A 15996-nucleotide genomic window follows, 5' to 3' on the forward strand; every position below is an offset into this window, starting at 1 on the left:
ACATTACGCCTGATGCCCCGCACTGAAACCGGGTTCGACCGCTCCGTTTCGATCACTTTCCGCCGAGCCCGCGACATGCCCGCCGCCCACGGGAGCGGAGAGCACCCGAACCGTGCCGAGGAGCACAAGCAGCGCGGCCACCCCACCGGCACCCGCCACGGCGAACCCCCACGCCGTGCCACCGCCCTCGATCGCCGGTCCCGCAACGCCCGTTCCCACCGCGGCACCCACACCGAACGTCGTCACCAGCCACGAGAACGCCTCCGTCACCGTGCCCCGCGGAGCGTGCCGGTCCACCACGATGAACGCACACGCCAACGACGGCGCCAGGAACACCCCGGCGACCGCGGCCAGTACACACATCGGCAGCACACCCGGAGTCAGCGTCAACGGCAGATAGCCCAACGCCAACAGACCCACCAGCACCCGCAACCGGCGCTCCGGCACCCCCGCCCACTGCCGCGCCCCATACACCACACCGCCGAGCAGCGCACCCAGACCCAGCGCCGCCATCAGCCAGCCGTACACCGACTCCTGGCCCGCGTCGTCCGCGTACGCCACACCCGCCACCGTGATCGAGCCAAGCGCGAGCCCCACAAAGAAGAACGAACCGAGCAGCGCCAGCAGCCCCGGCGAACGCAACGCCCCCAGCCAGTGCGCCTCCCGCGGCGCCGACCGCCACTTCCGCGACGGCTCCGACACCACCACCGACAGCGCCCCGAGCACCCCGATCACATTGATGACGAGCAACGCCGCCCCCGGCGACCACAGCGCCACCAGCAACGTCACCAGCAACGGCCCCACAGTGAACATGACTTCCTGCGCCACCGCGTCCAACGCGTACGCCGCGTGCACCTTGTCCGCCCGCCCGAGCACACTCGGCCACAACGCCCGCAGGCCGCCCTCCAGCGGCGGCGTGAACAGACCGGCCACACCCACCGCCGCGTACGCGAGCGGCAGCGAACCGATCCCCACGAACGCGAACGCGGCCATGCCGAGCGCCGACAGCACCGCCGCGGGCAGCATCACCCGCGCCTGGCCCCGCAGGTCGACCGCACGGCCGAGCAGCGGCTGCCCTACGGCCGTGGCGAGCCCGTACACCGCCGCCAGCGCCCCCGCGAGCGTGTAGCTGCCGCCCTCCGCGCGCGTGAACAGGACGATCGCGATGTGCCCCGTCGCGTTCGGCAGCCGGCCCACGAGCGTGCCGCTGAGCAGCCGCGCCGCATGCCGGGTCCGCAACAGCTCCACGTATCCCGCGGCCATGTCCTGCCCCCTGGAAGTTTTACGTATAACGTCGCTCCATACGTACCATGAGCGCGAACCCCCGGTCCACCCCACGCAGACCGCCCCGCCCCGCGCACACGCCACCAGAACGGAGCCCGACGTGGCACGGCCCACCAGCAAGGACGTCGCCAAGGCCGCCGGAGTCTCCCAGGCCGCCGTCTCCCTCGTACTCGGCGACAAATGGCGCGGCCGCGTCTCCGAGACCACAGCCGACCGCGTCCGCGACGCCGCCCGCCGACTCGGCTACCGCCCCAACCTCGCCGCCCGCAACCTCCGCCTCGGCCGCACCCGCACCGCCCTCCTCGTCGTCCCCGCCCTCACCAACGACTTCTTCGCCCGCGTCTACACCGGCGCCGCCCGCAAAGCCACCGAACACGACTTCGGAGTCGTCCTCTACCCCTCCCCCGAAGGCACCGGCCCCGCCAAAGACCCCTTCGCCTCCGCCCGCGCCGCCCTCGACGGCGTCATCGCCTCCTCCATGGCCGCCCACGCCCTCACCGCACTCCGCGGCGCCGACCTCCCCCTCGTCATGCTCGACAGCGACCCCACCGACCCCACCGCGGGCGCCCACGTCAACCTCGACGTCGCCGACGGCATGCGCCAGATCACCGAACACCTCCTCACCCTCGGCCACCGCCACTTCCTCCACCTCGCCGCCGACATCGACTCCTGGACCTTCGCCGCCCGCGCCCAAGCCATCGCCGCCACCCTCCGCACCGCCCCCCACACCACCCTCCGCACCGCCCACGCCCCCCTCTCCGCCGCCTACGCCCGCGCCGCCGCCACCTCGGCCCTCGCCGCCCCCGGCCCCCGCCCCACCGCCGTCATCTGCGACGGCGACATGATCGCCGCCGGCGCCTGCAAAGCCGCCCGCCGCATGGGCCTCCACGTCCCCCAGGACCTCTCCGTCACCGGCTTCGACGACCTCGCCCTCGCCACCGCCGTCGACCCCGAACTCACCACCGTCCACCTCCCCGCCGAACGCGTCGGCGAACGCGGCATGGAAGCCCTCACCGCCCTCCTCGAAGGCCACACACCCCAGAGCGGCGCCCTCCCCACCCAACTCGTCGTCCGCGACTCCACCGCCCCACCACCACCCGCCTGAAACCCGAAAACGCCCTGCGCCCCGCACCGCTCCGAGAGCGACACGGGGCAACAGGGCACGGGGCACGGGGCACACGCCACGACTGGCCGAAACCGGCTGCCGAACGGACCTCCAGGCGGGACTACTCCTCGCCCTCCTCCTCATCCGAAGGCGCATCCGTCGGCGCGGACGCCGCACCATCCGCCTCCAGAAGACGCGCCAACTGCCGACCGACGATCCGCTTGAACTTCCGCTGCTGCGGCCGCGTACGGTCAAGCACCGCAACCTCCAGCCGCTCGGCGGGAATCTCCCGCTCCCCACCGTTCGGCTCCCGCGACAACGCCTGCACAGCCAGCTTCAACGCCGCGGCAAGACTCATCCCGTCCTCATGCCGCTGATCCAGATAACTGCTGATCTGCTCGGAATTACCACCCACCGCGACCGAACCGTGCTCATCCACGATCGAGCCGTCGTGCGGCAACCGATAGATCTGGTCACCCTCAGGCGTCTCACCGACCTCGGCAACCACCAACTCCACCTCGTACGGCTTCTCCGCCGCACTGGAGAAAATGGTGCCCAGAGTCTGCGCATAGACGTTCGCCAGACCACGAGCGGTCACATCGTCCCGGTCGTACGTGTACCCCCGCAGATCGGCATAGCGGACACCACCGATCCGCAGATTCTCGTACTCGTTGTACTTACCGGCCGCGGCAAAACCGATCCGGTCATAGATCTCGCTGAACTTGTGCAACGCACGGGACGGGTTCTCGCCGACGAACACGATGCCATCGGCGTACTGCAGCACAACCAGGCTGCGACCACGGGCAATGCCCTTACGGGCATACTCCGCCCGGTCGGCCATGGCCTGCTGGGGTGAGACATAGAACGGCGTAGACACCGGCTATCCGTCCCTTTCTGTCAGTGGCTGGACGATCACATTTCCGGAACCGGCTCAAAGAAGCGCAGCACGCGGACCATCAGGCTGCTCAAGCCGCCGCTCAAGAACCGAGCGGGCAACCTCCGAAGCCTCGTCATCGCTCAGCCGACGGAAACCCTCGTCAGTGATCACAGTGACGATCGGATAGATACGGCGCGCCACATCAGGCCCACCCGTCGCCGAATCGTCGTCCGCCGCGTCGTACAACGCCTGCACGACCAGCGTCGTCGCCTGCTCCTCGGTCAGATCGTCCTTGTACAGCTTCTTCATCGACCCACGAGCGAAGATCGACCCGGAACCGGTGGCGGCGTACCCCTGCTCCTCGGAACGGCCACCCGTCACGTCGTACGAGAAGATGCGGCCCTTCTCGCGATCCAGGTCGTACCCCGCGAAGAGCGGGACCACGGCCAGGCCCTGCATCGCCATGCCGAGGTTGGAACGGATCATCGTCGAGAGCCTGTTGGCCTTGCCCTCCAGCGAGAGCGTCGCCCCCTCGACCTTCTCGAAATGCTCCAACTCCAGCTGGAACAGCTTCACCATCTCCACGGCCAGACCAGCCGTGCCGGCGATACCCACCGCCGAGTGCTCGTCCGCCGGGAAGACCTTCTCGATGTCCCGCTGCGCGATCATGTTCCCCATTGTCGCCCGCCGGTCACCGGCGAGCACGACACCTCCCGGGAAGGTCGCGGCGACGATCGTGGTGCCGTGCGGCGCCTCGATCACGCCCTTCACAGGCGGGAGTTGACGATTGCCCGGCAGCATCTCCGGCTGGTGCTCGGAGAGAAAGTCCACGAACGACGAGGACCCAGGCGTCAGGAAGGCAGCTGGTAGACGCCCGGTGCTACGAGGATTGGCTTCCACGAGTTTCCTTCCAGATAAGCGGCGGCCCGCCTCATGGCGTCCGGTCGATCCTTGTACTGGCCCAAACCTGCGTTGCAGCTGAAGCACAGCACGCCACGGACCCTACCCGTCTCGTGACAGTGATCAACATGTTCTGCAGGAGCCGTGAGACAGATGCAACAGACGCCCATCTGCTGGGCTTTGAGGTCATCCAACTCACTTGGCGTCAGGCCGTACTTGCGCTTGAAGTAGCTGATCCGGTTCCGCTCCGCACGGCACTCACGGCAGTAACTCGCCCAACCGTCAGAGGATGTCTTGTTGCGCTCCCACTGCGCGTGCGGTTTCACTTTGCCGCACTGCGGGCAGCGCTTGTGACCTCGCGGCACCGGGACCTTGGCCCTGACGGCCTTGCCCTGAGCCTCGCGGCGCCGCCGGTAGTGCGCGGCGCTGTACTCCGCCACGCACTCCCGACAGTGCGGCTGCAGCCCGTCTCGGCGATTCTTGTCCCTGGCGAACGACGCGACCTGAAGCACCCGCTCACACTTGGGGCACCGCTTCTGATCGAGCGAGTCCGACATGTCCGTTACTGTCCGCCTTTTTGCACAAATGACCTCACGAAATCCTCTGCGTTCTCCTCGAGCACATCGTCGATCTCATCCAGCACCGAGTCGACATCGTCGCTCAGCTTCTCCTGGCGCTCCTTGAGATCCTCCGAGGCCTCGGCATCCTGCGCCTGCTCCTCGACCTCCTCGGTGGAACGCGTCGCCTTCTGCTGTCCGCCGCCAGTGTCCTTGGTCGCCATCTGACTCACCCCGCTCGGTGTCGACGTTCGACGTTCTTGATCAGACCCTACGTTCTGGGTCCGACATTGGCCCCGCAGTTCGTTCAACGCGCGGGGCCCACCCCAGTGATTCCCAGCTCCCGGGCTTTCAGGCGCCGGTCAGCTGCCGGAAAGGACGCGGACGAGCTCTTCGGCCGTCCTGCACCGGTCGAGCAGCTCCTTGACGTGGTTTCGCGTTCCGCGAAGCGGTTCGAGGGTTGGGACGCGCTGGAGCGAGTCGCGGCCCGGGAGGTCGAAGATGACCGAGTCCCAGGAGGCCGCGGCGACGTCGTCGGCGTACTGCTCGAGGCAGCGGCCGCGGAAGTAGGCGCGGGTGTCCTCCGGAGGCTTGGTCTCGGCTCGTTCGACGGTCGGCTCGTCGAGGAGGCGCTTGATCTTGCCGCGGGCCGCGAGGCGGTTGTAGAGGCCCTTCTCGGGGCGTACGTCGGCGTACTGGAGGTCGACGAGGTGCAGGCGTGCGGCGTCCCAGTCGAGGTTGTCGCGGCGGCGGTAGCCCTCCATGAGTTCGCGTTTGGCGATCCAGTCCAGCTCGCCGGAGAGGCTCATGGGGTCGGTCTCGAGGCGGGTGAGGACGTCTTCCCAGCGGGTGAGGACGTCCTTGGTCTGGTCGTCCGCGTCGGCGCCGTAGCGTTCCTCCACGTACTTGCGGGCGAGTTCGAAGTACTCCATCTGCAGTTGTACGGCGGTGAGGGTGCGGCCGCTGCGGAGGGTGACGAGGTGTTGCAGGGACGGGTCGTGGGAGACCTGGTGGAGGGTGCGTACGGGCTGGTCGACGGCGAGGTCCACAGCGATGAAGTTGTCCTCGATCATCGACAGGACCAGGGCCGTGGTGCCGAGCTTCAGATACGTCGAGATCTCGGAGAGGTTGGCGTCGCCGATGATGACGTGCAGGCGGCGGTATTTCTCGGCGTCGGAGTGGGGCTCGTCGCGGGTGTTGATGATGGGGCGCTTGAGGGTCGTCTCGAGGCCCACTTCGACTTCGAAGTAGTCGGCGCGCTGGCTGATCTGGAAGCCGTGTTCGTGGCCGTCCTGGCCGATGCCCACGCGTCCGGCGCCGGTGATGACCTGGCGGGAGATGAAGAAGGGCGTGAGGTGGCGCACGATGTCGGAGAAGGGGGTTTCCCGCTTCATCAGGTAGTTCTCGTGCGTGCCGTAGGAGGCGCCCTTGTTGTCGGTGTTGTTCTTGTAGAGGTGGATGGGCTGGGCGCCGGGGAGCTGGGCGGCTCGTTCGGCGGCTTCGGCCATGATCCGTTCGCCGGCCTTGTCCCAGAGGACGGCGTCGTACGGGTTGGTGACTTCGGGGGCGCTGTATTCGGGGTGTGCGTGGTCGACGTAGAGGCGGGCGCCGTTGGTGAGGATGACGTTGGCGAGGCCGATGTCCTCGTCGGTGAGCTGGCTGGAGTCGGCGGCCTCGCGGGCGAGGTCGAAGCCTCGGGCGTCCCGCAGGGGGTTTTCTTCCTCGAAGTCCCAGCGGGCCCGGCGGGCCCGGTGCATCGCCGCCGCGTAGGCGTTGACGATCTGGGACGAGGTGAGCATGGCATTGGCGTTGGGGTGGCCGGGGACGGAGATCCCGTACTCCGTCTCGATGCCCATTACTCGCCGTACGGTCATGCGGCCCTCCTTGCCCGGCGGCGTTCCCCGGTGGGAACGGCGCTCAAGTACCGCTGGTTCTCCTGTGCGTGTGCGGTGCCCGTCCCCGCACTGCGCTTGTCGGCGGTACGGAAGAGCCTAGAACGCCTTTGCGCTGGTGGGGAGATCAATTCGGTCATTGCTGTGGCTCGGTGTGTGTTCCGCGTGTGTTCCCCGGAAAACAGTCGGCTGCGGGTACCCCGTGATGGGCACCCGCAGCCGCCCTGTTTTTACAGGTACTGCCCGGTGTTCGCCACGGTGTCGATGGAGCGTCCGGTGTCGGCGCCCTGCTTTCCGGTGACGAGGGTACGGATGTAGACGATCCGTTCGCCCTTCTTGCCGGAGATTCGGGCCCAGTCGTCGGGGTTGGTGGTGTTGGGAAGGTCCTCGTTCTCCTTGAACTCGTCGACACATGCCTGGAGCAGGTGTGCGACGCGGAGGCCCTTCTGCTTCTGTTCGAGGAAGGCCTTGATGGCCATTTTCTTGGCGCGGCCGACGATGTTTTCGATCATTGCGCCGGAGTTGAAGTCCTTGAAGTAGAGGACTTCCTTGTCGCCGTTGGCGTACGTGACTTCGAGGAAGCGGTTCTCCTCGGATTCGGCGTACATCTGCTCGACGACGGACTGGATCATGGCGGCTGCGGTGGCGTCGCGGTCGCCGGTGTGTTCGGCCAGGTCGTCGGCGTGCAGGGGCAGCGTGGACTTCATGTATTTGGCGAAGATGTCCTTGGCGGCCTCGGCGTCCGGGCGCTCGATCTTGATTTTCACGTCGAGGCGGCCGGGGCGCAGGATGGCGGGGTCGATCATGTCCTCGCGGTTGGAGGCGCCGATGACCACGACGTTCTGGAGGCCTTCCACGCCGTCGATCTCGGCGAGCAGCTGGGGGACGATGGTGTTTTCCACGTCGGAGCTGACGCCGGATCCGCGGGTGCGGAAGAGGGATTCCATCTCGTCGAAGAAGACGATGACGGGGGTTCCCTCGCTGGCCTTCTCGCGTGCACGTTGGAAGACGAGGCGGATCTGCCGCTCGGTCTCGCCGACGTACTTGTTGAGGAGTTCGGGTCCCTTGATGTTGAGGAAGAAGCTTTTGCCGGCGGCCTGTCCGGTGACTTCTGCGACCTTCTTGGCAAGGGAGTTGGCGACGGCTTTGGCGATGAGTGTCTTGCCGCAGCCGGGTGGGCCGTAGAGCAACACGCCCTTGGGCGGGCGGAGTTCGTGCTCTTTGAACAGGTCGGGGTAGAGGTAGGGGAGTTCGACTGCGTCCCGGATCAGTTCGATCTGGTTTCCCAGGCCGCCGATCTGTTCGTAGCCGATGTCCGGGACCTCTTCGAGGACCAGTTCTTCCACTTCGCTCTTGGGCACGACTTCGTAGACGTATCCGGAGCGGGGTTCGAGCAGGAGGGCGTCGCCGGGGCGGATGGTGATGTCGAGAAGCGGTTCGGCGAGCCGGACGACGCGTTCTTCGTCGGTGTGTCCGACGACGAGGGCGCGTTCGCCGTCCTCGAGGATCTCCTTGAGGGTGACGATGTCGCCGGCGCGCTCGTATTCCATGGCCTCGACCACGTTGAGCGCTTCGTTGAGCATCACTTCCTGGCCGCGCCTGAGCTCGTCGAGCTCGACGCTGGGGCTGACGTTCACGCGGAGTTTTCGGCCGCCGGTGAAGATGTCGCAGGTGCCGTCCTCGTTGGCTTGCAGGAAGACACCGAAGCCGGCCGGGGGCTGTGCGAGCCGGTCGACTTCCTCCTTGAGGGCCACGATCTGGTCTCGGGCCTCACGGAGCGTGTTCGCGAGCCGTTCGTTCTGGGCGGAGACTCCGGCCAGGTTCGTCTGCAGCTCGACGATCCGCTCTTCGAGAATTCTCGTGTGCCGCGGAGAGTCGGCGAGCTTGCGTCGCAGGACGGCGATCTCCTGCTCGAGATAGGCAATCTGTCCGGCAGGGTCGTCGGACCCTCGACCCGGGCGGATGCCGCGGTTCATGTCGTCGTCGTGGGCTGCCACGGTCCTCACCTCCTCCAAGGGGAGCTGGACGCTTCCTGACCCTACCTGGGCAGGTACGGATTGAAACCCCTAGATCACAAAGAGGTCTGGGGTGTGTCCGATCTTCACCCTTGCGTACTCCCTCACGCCAGGTGAATACCCACGGAACAACATCAAAAAGCGAGCGGTTGTAGGGTCGGAAGGTCCAACACCCGTCCGTACGGGGCCGACTTGTGAGTGAAGCAGGAGATATGAGCGTGCAGCAGGAGGCCCGGGGAGCGGCTGTCGGCGAGGAGCTGGAGGTCTGGATCGATCAGGACCTGTGCACCGGTGACGGCATCTGCGCGCAGTACGCGCCGGAGGTCTTCGAGCTCGATATCGACGGTCTGGCGTATGTGAAGAGTGCTGACGACGAGTTGCTGCAGGATCCGGGGGCTACGACGCGGGTGCCGCTGCCTTTGTTGAAGGATGTCGCGCACTCGGCGAAGGAGTGTCCGGGCGACTGTATTCATGTGCGGCGTGTGACGGACCGTGTCGAGGTGTACGGACCGGACGCGGAGTAGCGGTCCGTACACCTCGGGTGGTGGTGCTGGGGTTCCCGGTGGGGTCAGACGCTTTGGGCGGCGGGCTCGTCGGGCTGTTCGCTGCGGACGAACGATCCGTTCTGCCATTGCCACTTGGCCTTGTCCTGGGTGTCCGGGCAGCAGCTCGGGACGTCGGGTGAGGAGTAGCCGAGGAGGGTGGCGGTGACGGCTCCGTCGCGTACGGCGAAGTCGGTGACGCTGAGGCGGTCCTTGGGGTCGACGAGGGTGGCGACGACGCGGGGTGTGCCTTCGGTGGGGTTGGCGATGACGTAGACGCCGCTGGGTGGGGTGCCGGAGCCGGAGGCGCAGCGGACGACGGCGACGGTTTCGGGGTTCTGGTCGCCGTCGAGGTCGCCGGTGGCGTGCTTCTGGATCTGGGGTGCGGTGACTCCGCACTGCAGGGGGTATTCGGCGTTCTTGGGGTCGGGTGCGGTGGTTCTGGTGGCGGGCGGGGGGCCTGCCTGGGCTGCGGTGGCGTGGTCGGGCTGCAGGAAGGAGGAGCCCGCGACGACTGCGGCCAGTGCTGTGGCGGTGGCGAGCCAGTGCACGGGGCGGGGGGTTGTGTGTGCCAGTTCCGGGACGGCGGGGTGCTGCACTAGGAGCGTCTCCTGTGGGCTGTGCCGGTGGGAGGGGTGCCCAGCATGGTGCCATACGTCACAGTGGGGTGGAACGGCGGGGTGCGATGAGTTGCTGTCGGGTATAAGCGGTCAACGGCGAAGCGCCGCCGCCGAGTTCCGTGGTCGGTACGGGAACTCGGCGGCGGCGCTTGTTCGTTGGGGTGCTTCTGTGGTCCGGTCAGCGGCCGGCGGCTGCTGCTCCGCCGTCGGCGTTCGGTCCGGAGTAGTCCTCGCCGTACGCGCCCTTGGCGGGGCGGCGGCGGCGCATGGGGGGCTCGACTCCGTCGGCGAGGCGGCGTGCGGTGAGCAGGAAGCCGGTGTGGCCGATCATGCGGTGGTCGGGGCGGACGGCGAGGCCTTCGACGTGCCAGTTGCGGATCATCGACTCCCACGGCTGGGGCTCGGCGAAGCAGCCGATCTCGCGGATCGACTCGACGGTGCGGGCCAGCTGTGTGGTGGTGGCGACGTAGCAGCAGAGGATGCCGCCGGGGACGAGTGCCTTGGAGACGGCGTCGAGGCATTCCCAGGGGGCGAGCATGTCGAGGATGACGCGGTCGACGTCGCTGTCGGTGAGGTTGTCCTGGAGGTCGCCGACGGTGAGCTGCCAGGCGGGGTGGGGGCCGCCGAAGTAGCGCTCGACGTTCTGCTGGGCGATCTCGGCGAAGTCCTCGCGGCGCTCGTAGGAGTGCAGCATGCCCTGGTCGCCGATGGCGCGGAGCAGGAAGCTGCTGAGCGAGCCCGAGCCGACGCCGGCTTCCACGACGCGGGCGCCGGGGAAGATGTCGCCGAAGGCGAGGATCTGCCCGGCGTCCTTGGGGTAGACCACGGCGGCGCCGCGGGGCATGGACAGGACGTAGTCGGGGAGCAGGGGGCGCAGCGCGAGGTAGGCGACGTTGCCGGTGGTGCGGACAACGCTGCCCTCGGGTGCGCCGATCAGCTCGTCGTGCGGGAAGGAACCCTTGTGGGTGTGGAAGTTCTTTCCCTCTTCGAGCGTGAACGTGTAGTGGCGGCCCTTGGGGTCGGTCAGCTGTACCTGGTCCCCGACCTTGAAGGGCCCGCGTCGGCGGGCGGCACCGGTCGGTTCGGACATGTGACCAGCGTACCGGCCCGGTCGCGGGTGCCGGACCACGAGGGGTGGGCGGTGGGGTCAGTCGGAGCGGGCCATCGCCTTGACGAAGGCGCGTTCCACGTCGGCGGTGGAGAGGACGCCGTAGATCTCGCCGGTGGGTTCGACGACGAGGTACTCGGTGGCGGGGGTGGCGCGCAGGGTGTCGATGAGGTCTTCGCCGGCGAGTTCGGCGGAGACGCGCATGCCGTCGGTGAGGTCCTGGGCGAGTGAGCTGACGGCGACCCAGGGGCGGCGGTGTTCGGGGACTCCGACGATGGCGGCTTCGCGGACGACGGCGGTGGCGTCGCCTTCGCTGTCGACGACGACGAGGGCGCGGGCGCCGGCGGCGTTGGCGCGGCGGAGGGCTTCGGAGAGGGGGGTGTCGGAGGTGACGGGCACGGCGCGGCGGGTGAGGGTGCGGGCCTGGAGCTGTGGGAGGTGTTCGCGCAGGCGGGCCATGCGGAGGCTGTTGCCGGCGCCGGTCCAGATGATCGCGGCGAGGATGGCGGCGAGCAGGGCGTCGGTGACGGTCTCCACGCCGACGCTGCGGGGGGCGCCGCCGAGGATGCCGGACTGGGTGAGCAGCGGGAGTCCGATGAGCACGGTGATGGCGAGGGCGCGGCCGACCCAGGCGGCGGCGACGGTGCCGGCCATCGGCCTGCCGGTGATCTTCCAGACGACGGCGCGGAGCATGCGTCCGCCGTCGAGGGGCAGTCCGGGGAGCAGGTTGAAGATCGCCACGATGAGGTTGGAGATCATCAGGCCGGCCATGAGGACGCCGGGGACGGTGCCGGGTTCGACGACGTACATGCCGGCGTAGAAGACGGCGGTGAGGACGAGGGAGAGCAGCGGGCCGACGAAGGCGAGCATGAACTCGCGGCCGGGGGTCTCGGACTCCTTCTCGATCTCGGATACGCCGCCGAAGAACTGGAGTTGGATGCGGCGGACGGGGAGCTTGTAGCGGAGCGCGACGATGGTGTGGGCGATCTCGTGGACGAGTACGGAGGCGTAGAAGGCGACCGCGAAGAAGAGCGAGACGAGATAGCGCAGAGCGCCGAGCTCGGGCAGGATCCGGTCGAGCTGGGCGCCGAAGACCCAGGTGATGAGGGCGGCGACGAGGAACCAGCTGGGTGCGACGTGGATCGGCACACCGAGGATCCGCCCCATGACGATGCCGCCGCGGGGGCGGTCGGGCTTGGGGGCGGGGGGCTTCGGCTTGGGGGCGGGGGGCTTCGGCTTGGGGGCGGGGGGCTTCGGCTTGGGGGCGGGGGATTTCGGCTTGGGGGCGGGCTCGGGCTTCGGGTCCGCGTCGGGCTTCGGCTCTACGGAGGACTCCGGGGCGCCCTTGTCCGTGGCTGCGTCCGAGGTCACGTCCGACGCTGTGCCCGTGCCCGTGCCCGCGCCCGTGCCTGTGTCCGTGCCCGTACCCGAGCCTGTGCCCGTATCCGTATCCGTATCCGTGCCTGTGTCCGGGGGCGTGCCCGCAGCCGGGTCCCCGCCCGTGTGGTTCTCCGTATCGGTCGCGGGCGCAGCGAGGTCCGCCGACTGCTCGGCGTGCTTGGTGCTCTCGTCGGTGCCGGAGGCCGCTCCCCCGGTGCGGGAGCGCGGCTGGCCGCTCTCGTCCACTGTGACCCTGTCTCCTCGTTCGAAGCGTCTTCCGCCGCCGTGTGACGCGCCCGCCCGTCTTCCGGCCGGCGCATCCCAACGGGGCGCCGTGAGCCGCTGCTTCTCTGATCATGCAGTGCGAGAGGGTTCGACGTCGATGGTATGCGTCCGCTGTCAGTGGCGGGTCGTAGGGTCTTCTCCATGGAAAACAGCACCGCCGCTGCCGTGGCCGCCGTCCCCCCGGCGTCGCTCTCGCCGTCCCGGGCGAGCGACTTCATGCAGTGCCCGCTGCTCTATCGCTTCCGGGTGATCGACAAGCTGCCGGAGAAGCCGAGCGAGGCGGCGACGCGCGGCACGCTGGTGCACGCCGTCCTGGAGCGGCTCTTCGACGCCCCGGCGGCCGAGCGCACCGCGCCGCGCGCGAAGTCGCTCGTGCCCGGCCAGTGGGACCGACTGCGGGCGTCGAAGCCGGAGTTGGGGGAGCTTTTCGGGGATGCGGATGAGGAGAGTGCCGGGCTGCGGATGGCCGAGTGGCTGGCGCAGGCCGAGTCGCTGGTGGAGCGCTGGTTCACGCTGGAGGATCCGACGCGGCTTGAGCCGGCCGAGCGGGAGCTGTTCGTGGAGGCGGAGCTGGAGTCGGGCCTCAGACTGCGCGGCATCATCGACCGCGTGGACGTGGCGCCGACGGGCGAGGTCCGCATCGTCGACTACAAGACGGGCAAGGCCCCGCGCCCCGAGTATGCGGAGGGTGCCCTGTTCCAGATGAAGTTCTACGCCCTGGTGGTGTGGCGCCTGAAGGGTGTGGTGCCGCGGCGGCTGCAGCTGGTGTATCTGGGCAGCGGTGATGTGCTGACGTACGACCCGGTGCCGGCGGATCTGGAGCGGGTGGAGCGGAAGCTGCACGCGTTGTGGGACGCGATCCGGCAGGCGACCGAGTCGGGGGACTGGCGGCCGCGGCGGACGAAGCTGTGCGGCTGGTGCGACCACCAGGCGGTCTGCCCGGAATTCGGGGGGACTCCCCCGCCGTATCCGCTTCCGGTCAGGGCGCCCGGCTCCGGTGGGGAGGAGCAGGGCAGAATGGGCGGCCCGGTCTAGGCCTGTCGAAGGAGTTGTCTCGTGGCGATCCGCGTCCTGCTGGTCGATGACCAGCCGCTGCTGCGCACCGGTTTCCGGATGATCCTGGAGGCTGAGCAGGATCTCGCGGTCGTCGGTGAGGCGGGTGACGGGCTGCAGGCGCTTGATCAGGTGCGTGCGCTGCAGCCCGATGTGGTGCTGATGGACATCCGTATGCCGCGGATGGACGGGGTGGAGGCGACCCGGCAGATCACGGGTCCGGAGAAGGACGGTCCGGCGAAGGTCCTGGTCCTGACGACGTTCGACCTCGACGAGTACGTGGTGGAGGCGCTGCGGGCGGGCGCCAGTGGCTTCCTCCTGAAGGACGCTCCGGCGCACGAGCTGGTGCAGGCGATCCGGGTGGTCGCGGCGGGTGAGGCGATGCTGGCGCCGAGCATCACGCGCCGGCTGCTCGACAAGTACGCGGGGCATCTGCCGTCGGGCGAGGAGCCGGTGCCGGACACGCTGCACACGTTGACCGAGCGTGAGGTGGAGGTGCTGAAGCTGGTGGCTCGGGGGCTGTCCAACGCGGAGATCGCGGCGGATCTGTTCGTCAGCGAGACGACGGTGAAGACGCATGTGGGCCATGTGCTGACGAAGCTGGGCCTGCGGGACCGGGTGCAGGCGGCGGTGTACGCGTACGAGAGCGGTCTGGTGCGCCCCGGAGCGCAGTAGGGCGGGGAGTACGCGCGACGGCCCGGGGTGGTGTTCGCCCCGGGCCGTCGCGCGTGGGGCGTCAGTGCTTCTCGAGTTCCCAGAAGCGGAAGACGGTGGAGGCGTCCAGGCACCATTCGACGCCGGTGACGCGGTCGGAGGTCACCGCGTACTGCTTGCCCTGCCAGATGGGGAGGAGGGGCAGTTCGTCGGCGACGATCTCCTGGAGTTCGCCGAAGTCCTTCGCGGTGGCGGAGCGCTCGCTGACTCCGGCGGTTCCGGGGATGATCCGGTCGGTGATCGTCTCGTTGGTGTAGTTGTTCTGCAGCACGTTGTCGTGGCCGAAGAACGGCTGGGTGAAGTTGTCGGGGTCCGGGTAGTCGGGGACCCAGCCCTTGGCGTAGACGCCGTACTTCCCGGCCTTGATGTCCTTCTCGTACTGCTCGAACGGTACGGACCTGACCTTGGCGTCGAAGAGGCCGCTGTCGTTGAGCTGCTCGGCGATGGCCTTGAACTCCTGGACGGTGGCGGGCCCGTAGCGGGAGGGGGTGGCCCACAGGGTCAGGTCGACCTTGCCCCGCACGCCGTCCTCGCGCAGGGCGGCGGCGGCCTTGTCGCGCTGGGGGTGGGCGCCGTAGGTGTCGAAGAACGGGGTGGTGTGGGCGGTGATGCCGGACGGGATGATCGAGTACAGCGGGGTGGCGGTGCCGTTGTGGACCTTCTCGACGAGGGCGTCGCGGTCCAGGAGGTACGCGAGGGCCTTGCGGACGCCGAGCTTGCCGGTGACGGGGTGGTCCATGTTGAAGACGAGGTGCTGGACCTCGGCGCTGGAGCCTTCGACGACCTCGACGCCGGACTTGTCGCCCTGCCGCTCGATGTCGGCTATGTCCTCGGCGGCGAGGCCGCGGTAGGCGAGGTCGATGTCGCCGTCGAGGACGGCCTGCTTCAGCTTCTTCTGGTCGTCGTGGAAGAACTTGAGGGTGACCCCGGAGTTCTTGGGCTTGGCCGGGCCGCGGTACTTGGGGTTGGCCTTGAACACCGACTGGTCGTCGCCGAAGGACTGCAGGGTGTAGGGGCCGGAGCCGATGGCCTTGTGGTCGTCGCGGAGCCGGTCGTACGGGTACTCGCGGTGGTCGACGATGGATCCGGCGCCGGAGGCGATCTTGCTGGGGAAGGTGGCGTCGGGGACCTTGAGGCGGAAGACGACGGTGCGGGCGTCGGGGGTCTCGATGTGGTCGATCGAGGAGAGCATGGCGTCGGCCGGGCCGTCGGCGGCGTTGATCTCGCGGGTGCGGTCGAAGGAGAACTTGACGTCCTTCGAGGTCAGCGCGTTGCCGTTGCTGAACTTCAGTCCTGAGCGGAGGGTGCAGCGGAAGACCCGGGTGTGGGCGTCGGTGAAGCCGCACTCCTCGGCCGCGTCGGGCTCCGGCTGGGTGCCGCCCTTGGGGAAGCTGAGCAGCGACTGGAAGACGTTGTTGAACAGCATCCACGAGCCGGGGTCGTAGCCGGCGGCGGGGTCGGTGGCGAGGACCGCGTCGGACATTCCCATGACCACGCCGTCGGCGGTGTCGGCGGCGCCGCCCTGGTCGGTGCCGCAGGCGGTGAGCAGTCCGGCGGCGAGTCCCGCCGCGAGGAACGGGGCGTACCGCTGGGTGCGCTTGTTCACGTGGTTCTTCGTTCCTTTGGTGCGCAGTGGTTCAACTGGTGCGGTTCAACTGGTGCTG

General features: G+C 68.4%; 15 protein-coding genes. 4 read left to right on the top strand and 11 right to left on the bottom strand.

Annotated features, from left to right (window positions below; all coding sequences use genetic code 11):
* Positions 1-3 precede the first annotated feature (3 nt).
* Positions 4-1263 (bottom strand): MFS transporter, encoded by a 1260-nt coding sequence (locus QIT00_RS09850; protein WP_282534779.1) that lies wholly within the window; start codon positions 1261-1263, stop codon positions 4-6.
* Between the two features lie 121 nt (positions 1264-1384).
* Here QIT00_RS09850 and QIT00_RS09855 point away from each other — a divergent pair, with 121 nt between their 5' ends.
* Positions 1385-2389, top strand: coding sequence for a LacI family DNA-binding transcriptional regulator (locus QIT00_RS09855; RefSeq protein WP_282534780.1), 1005 nt, complete (start codon positions 1385-1387; stop codon positions 2387-2389).
* 121 nt (positions 2390-2510) lie between these two features.
* Here QIT00_RS09855 and prcA read toward each other — a convergent pair whose 3' ends face one another.
* From prcA to arc, 6 genes are all read right to left on the bottom strand, one after another.
* Positions 2511-3266 carry a proteasome subunit alpha gene (gene prcA / locus QIT00_RS09860; protein WP_282534781.1) on the bottom strand — a complete coding sequence of 252 codons (756 nt, stop codon included), beginning with the start codon at positions 3264-3266 and terminating at the stop codon, positions 2511-2513.
* Between the two features lie 54 nt (positions 3267-3320).
* Positions 3321-4166 (bottom strand): proteasome subunit beta, encoded by an 846-nt coding sequence (gene prcB / locus QIT00_RS09865; RefSeq protein WP_282534782.1) that lies wholly within the window; start codon positions 4164-4166, stop codon positions 3321-3323.
* A complete protein-coding gene (locus QIT00_RS09870) occupies positions 4118-4723 on the bottom strand; it encodes an endonuclease VII domain-containing protein (protein WP_282534783.1) in 606 nt (201 codons plus the stop codon). The genes prcB and QIT00_RS09870 overlap by 49 nt, the downstream gene beginning before the upstream one ends.
* Positions 4724-4728: 5 nt before the next feature.
* The gene (locus QIT00_RS09875; protein ID WP_282513164.1) at positions 4729-4947 is read right to left on the bottom strand and encodes a ubiquitin-like protein Pup; all 219 of its coding nucleotides are present in this window, start codon (positions 4945-4947) and stop codon (positions 4729-4731) included.
* A 138-nt stretch (positions 4948-5085) separates the two neighbouring features.
* Positions 5086-6597, bottom strand: a complete 1512-nt coding sequence (gene dop, locus QIT00_RS09880; protein ID WP_349017170.1) for a depupylase/deamidase Dop — start codon at positions 6595-6597, stop codon at positions 5086-5088.
* A 248-nt stretch (positions 6598-6845) separates the two neighbouring features.
* Positions 6846-8612 (bottom strand): proteasome ATPase, encoded by a 1767-nt coding sequence (arc, locus tag QIT00_RS09885; RefSeq protein ID WP_282534784.1) that lies wholly within the window; start codon positions 8610-8612, stop codon positions 6846-6848.
* Between the two features lie 230 nt (positions 8613-8842).
* Between arc and QIT00_RS09890 the strand changes: the two genes are divergently transcribed.
* Positions 8843-9154, top strand: coding sequence for a ferredoxin (locus tag QIT00_RS09890; protein ID WP_282534785.1), 312 nt, complete (start codon positions 8843-8845; stop codon positions 9152-9154).
* 44 nt (positions 9155-9198) lie between these two features.
* Here the strand turns inward: QIT00_RS09890 and QIT00_RS09895 are convergent, their stop codons facing one another.
* The 3 genes from QIT00_RS09895 to QIT00_RS09905 form a co-directional block, all read right to left on the bottom strand.
* Complete coding sequence (locus tag QIT00_RS09895) at positions 9199-9771, bottom strand: hypothetical protein (protein WP_282534786.1); 573 nt, start codon at positions 9769-9771, stop codon at positions 9199-9201.
* 199 nt (positions 9772-9970) lie between these two features.
* On the bottom strand, positions 9971-10882 hold the full coding sequence (locus QIT00_RS09900; RefSeq protein ID WP_282534787.1) for a tRNA (adenine-N1)-methyltransferase: 912 nt from the start codon (positions 10880-10882) through the stop codon (positions 9971-9973).
* Between the two features lie 57 nt (positions 10883-10939).
* Complete coding sequence (locus tag QIT00_RS09905; RefSeq protein ID WP_282534788.1) at positions 10940-12526, bottom strand: site-2 protease family protein; 1587 nt, start codon at positions 12524-12526, stop codon at positions 10940-10942.
* 180 nt (positions 12527-12706) lie between these two features.
* Here QIT00_RS09905 and QIT00_RS09910 point away from each other — a divergent pair, with 180 nt between their 5' ends.
* Both QIT00_RS09910 and QIT00_RS09915 read left to right on the top strand, forming a co-directional pair.
* Positions 12707-13600 (top strand): RecB family exonuclease, encoded by an 894-nt coding sequence (locus QIT00_RS09910; RefSeq protein ID WP_282534789.1) that lies wholly within the window; start codon positions 12707-12709, stop codon positions 13598-13600.
* A 21-nt stretch (positions 13601-13621) separates the two neighbouring features.
* Positions 13622-14293 (top strand): response regulator, encoded by a 672-nt coding sequence (locus QIT00_RS09915; RefSeq protein WP_282534790.1) that lies wholly within the window; start codon positions 13622-13624, stop codon positions 14291-14293.
* 61 nt (positions 14294-14354) lie between these two features.
* On the opposite strand, the gene QIT00_RS09920 is transcribed toward QIT00_RS09915, so the two are convergent.
* Positions 14355-15938, bottom strand: a complete 1584-nt coding sequence (locus tag QIT00_RS09920) for an ABC transporter substrate-binding protein (RefSeq protein ID WP_282534791.1) — start codon at positions 15936-15938, stop codon at positions 14355-14357.
* Positions 15939-15996 lie beyond the last annotated feature (58 nt).

It is taken from the genome of Streptomyces luteolus, from assembly GCF_029968015.1.
Taxonomy (GTDB): domain Bacteria; phylum Actinomycetota; class Actinomycetes; order Streptomycetales; family Streptomycetaceae; genus Streptomyces; species Streptomyces luteolus.

Bases quoted from the DNA above. Each gene is read 5' to 3' on its own strand.
- QIT00_RS09870 (WP_282534783.1), bottom strand. From the start codon at position 4,723: ATGTCGGACTCGCTCGATCAGAAGCGGTGCCCCAAGTGTGAGCGGGTG.
- QIT00_RS09900 (WP_282534787.1), bottom strand. From the start codon at position 10,882: ATGTCCGAACCGACCGGTGCCGCCCGCCGACGCGGGCCCTTCAAGGTC.
- QIT00_RS09890 (WP_282534785.1), top strand. From the start codon at position 8,843: ATGAGCGTGCAGCAGGAGGCCCGGGGAGCGGCTGTCGGCGAGGAGCTG.
- QIT00_RS09875 (WP_282513164.1), bottom strand. From the start codon at position 4,947: ATGGCGACCAAGGACACTGGCGGCGGACAGCAGAAGGCGACGCGTTCC.
- QIT00_RS09850 (WP_282534779.1), bottom strand. From the start codon at position 1,263: ATGGCCGCGGGATACGTGGAGCTGTTGCGGACCCGGCATGCGGCGCGG.
- dop (WP_349017170.1), bottom strand. From the start codon at position 6,597: ATGACCGTACGGCGAGTAATGGGCATCGAGACGGAGTACGGGATCTCC.
- QIT00_RS09910 (WP_282534789.1), top strand. From the start codon at position 12,707: ATGGAAAACAGCACCGCCGCTGCCGTGGCCGCCGTCCCCCCGGCGTCG.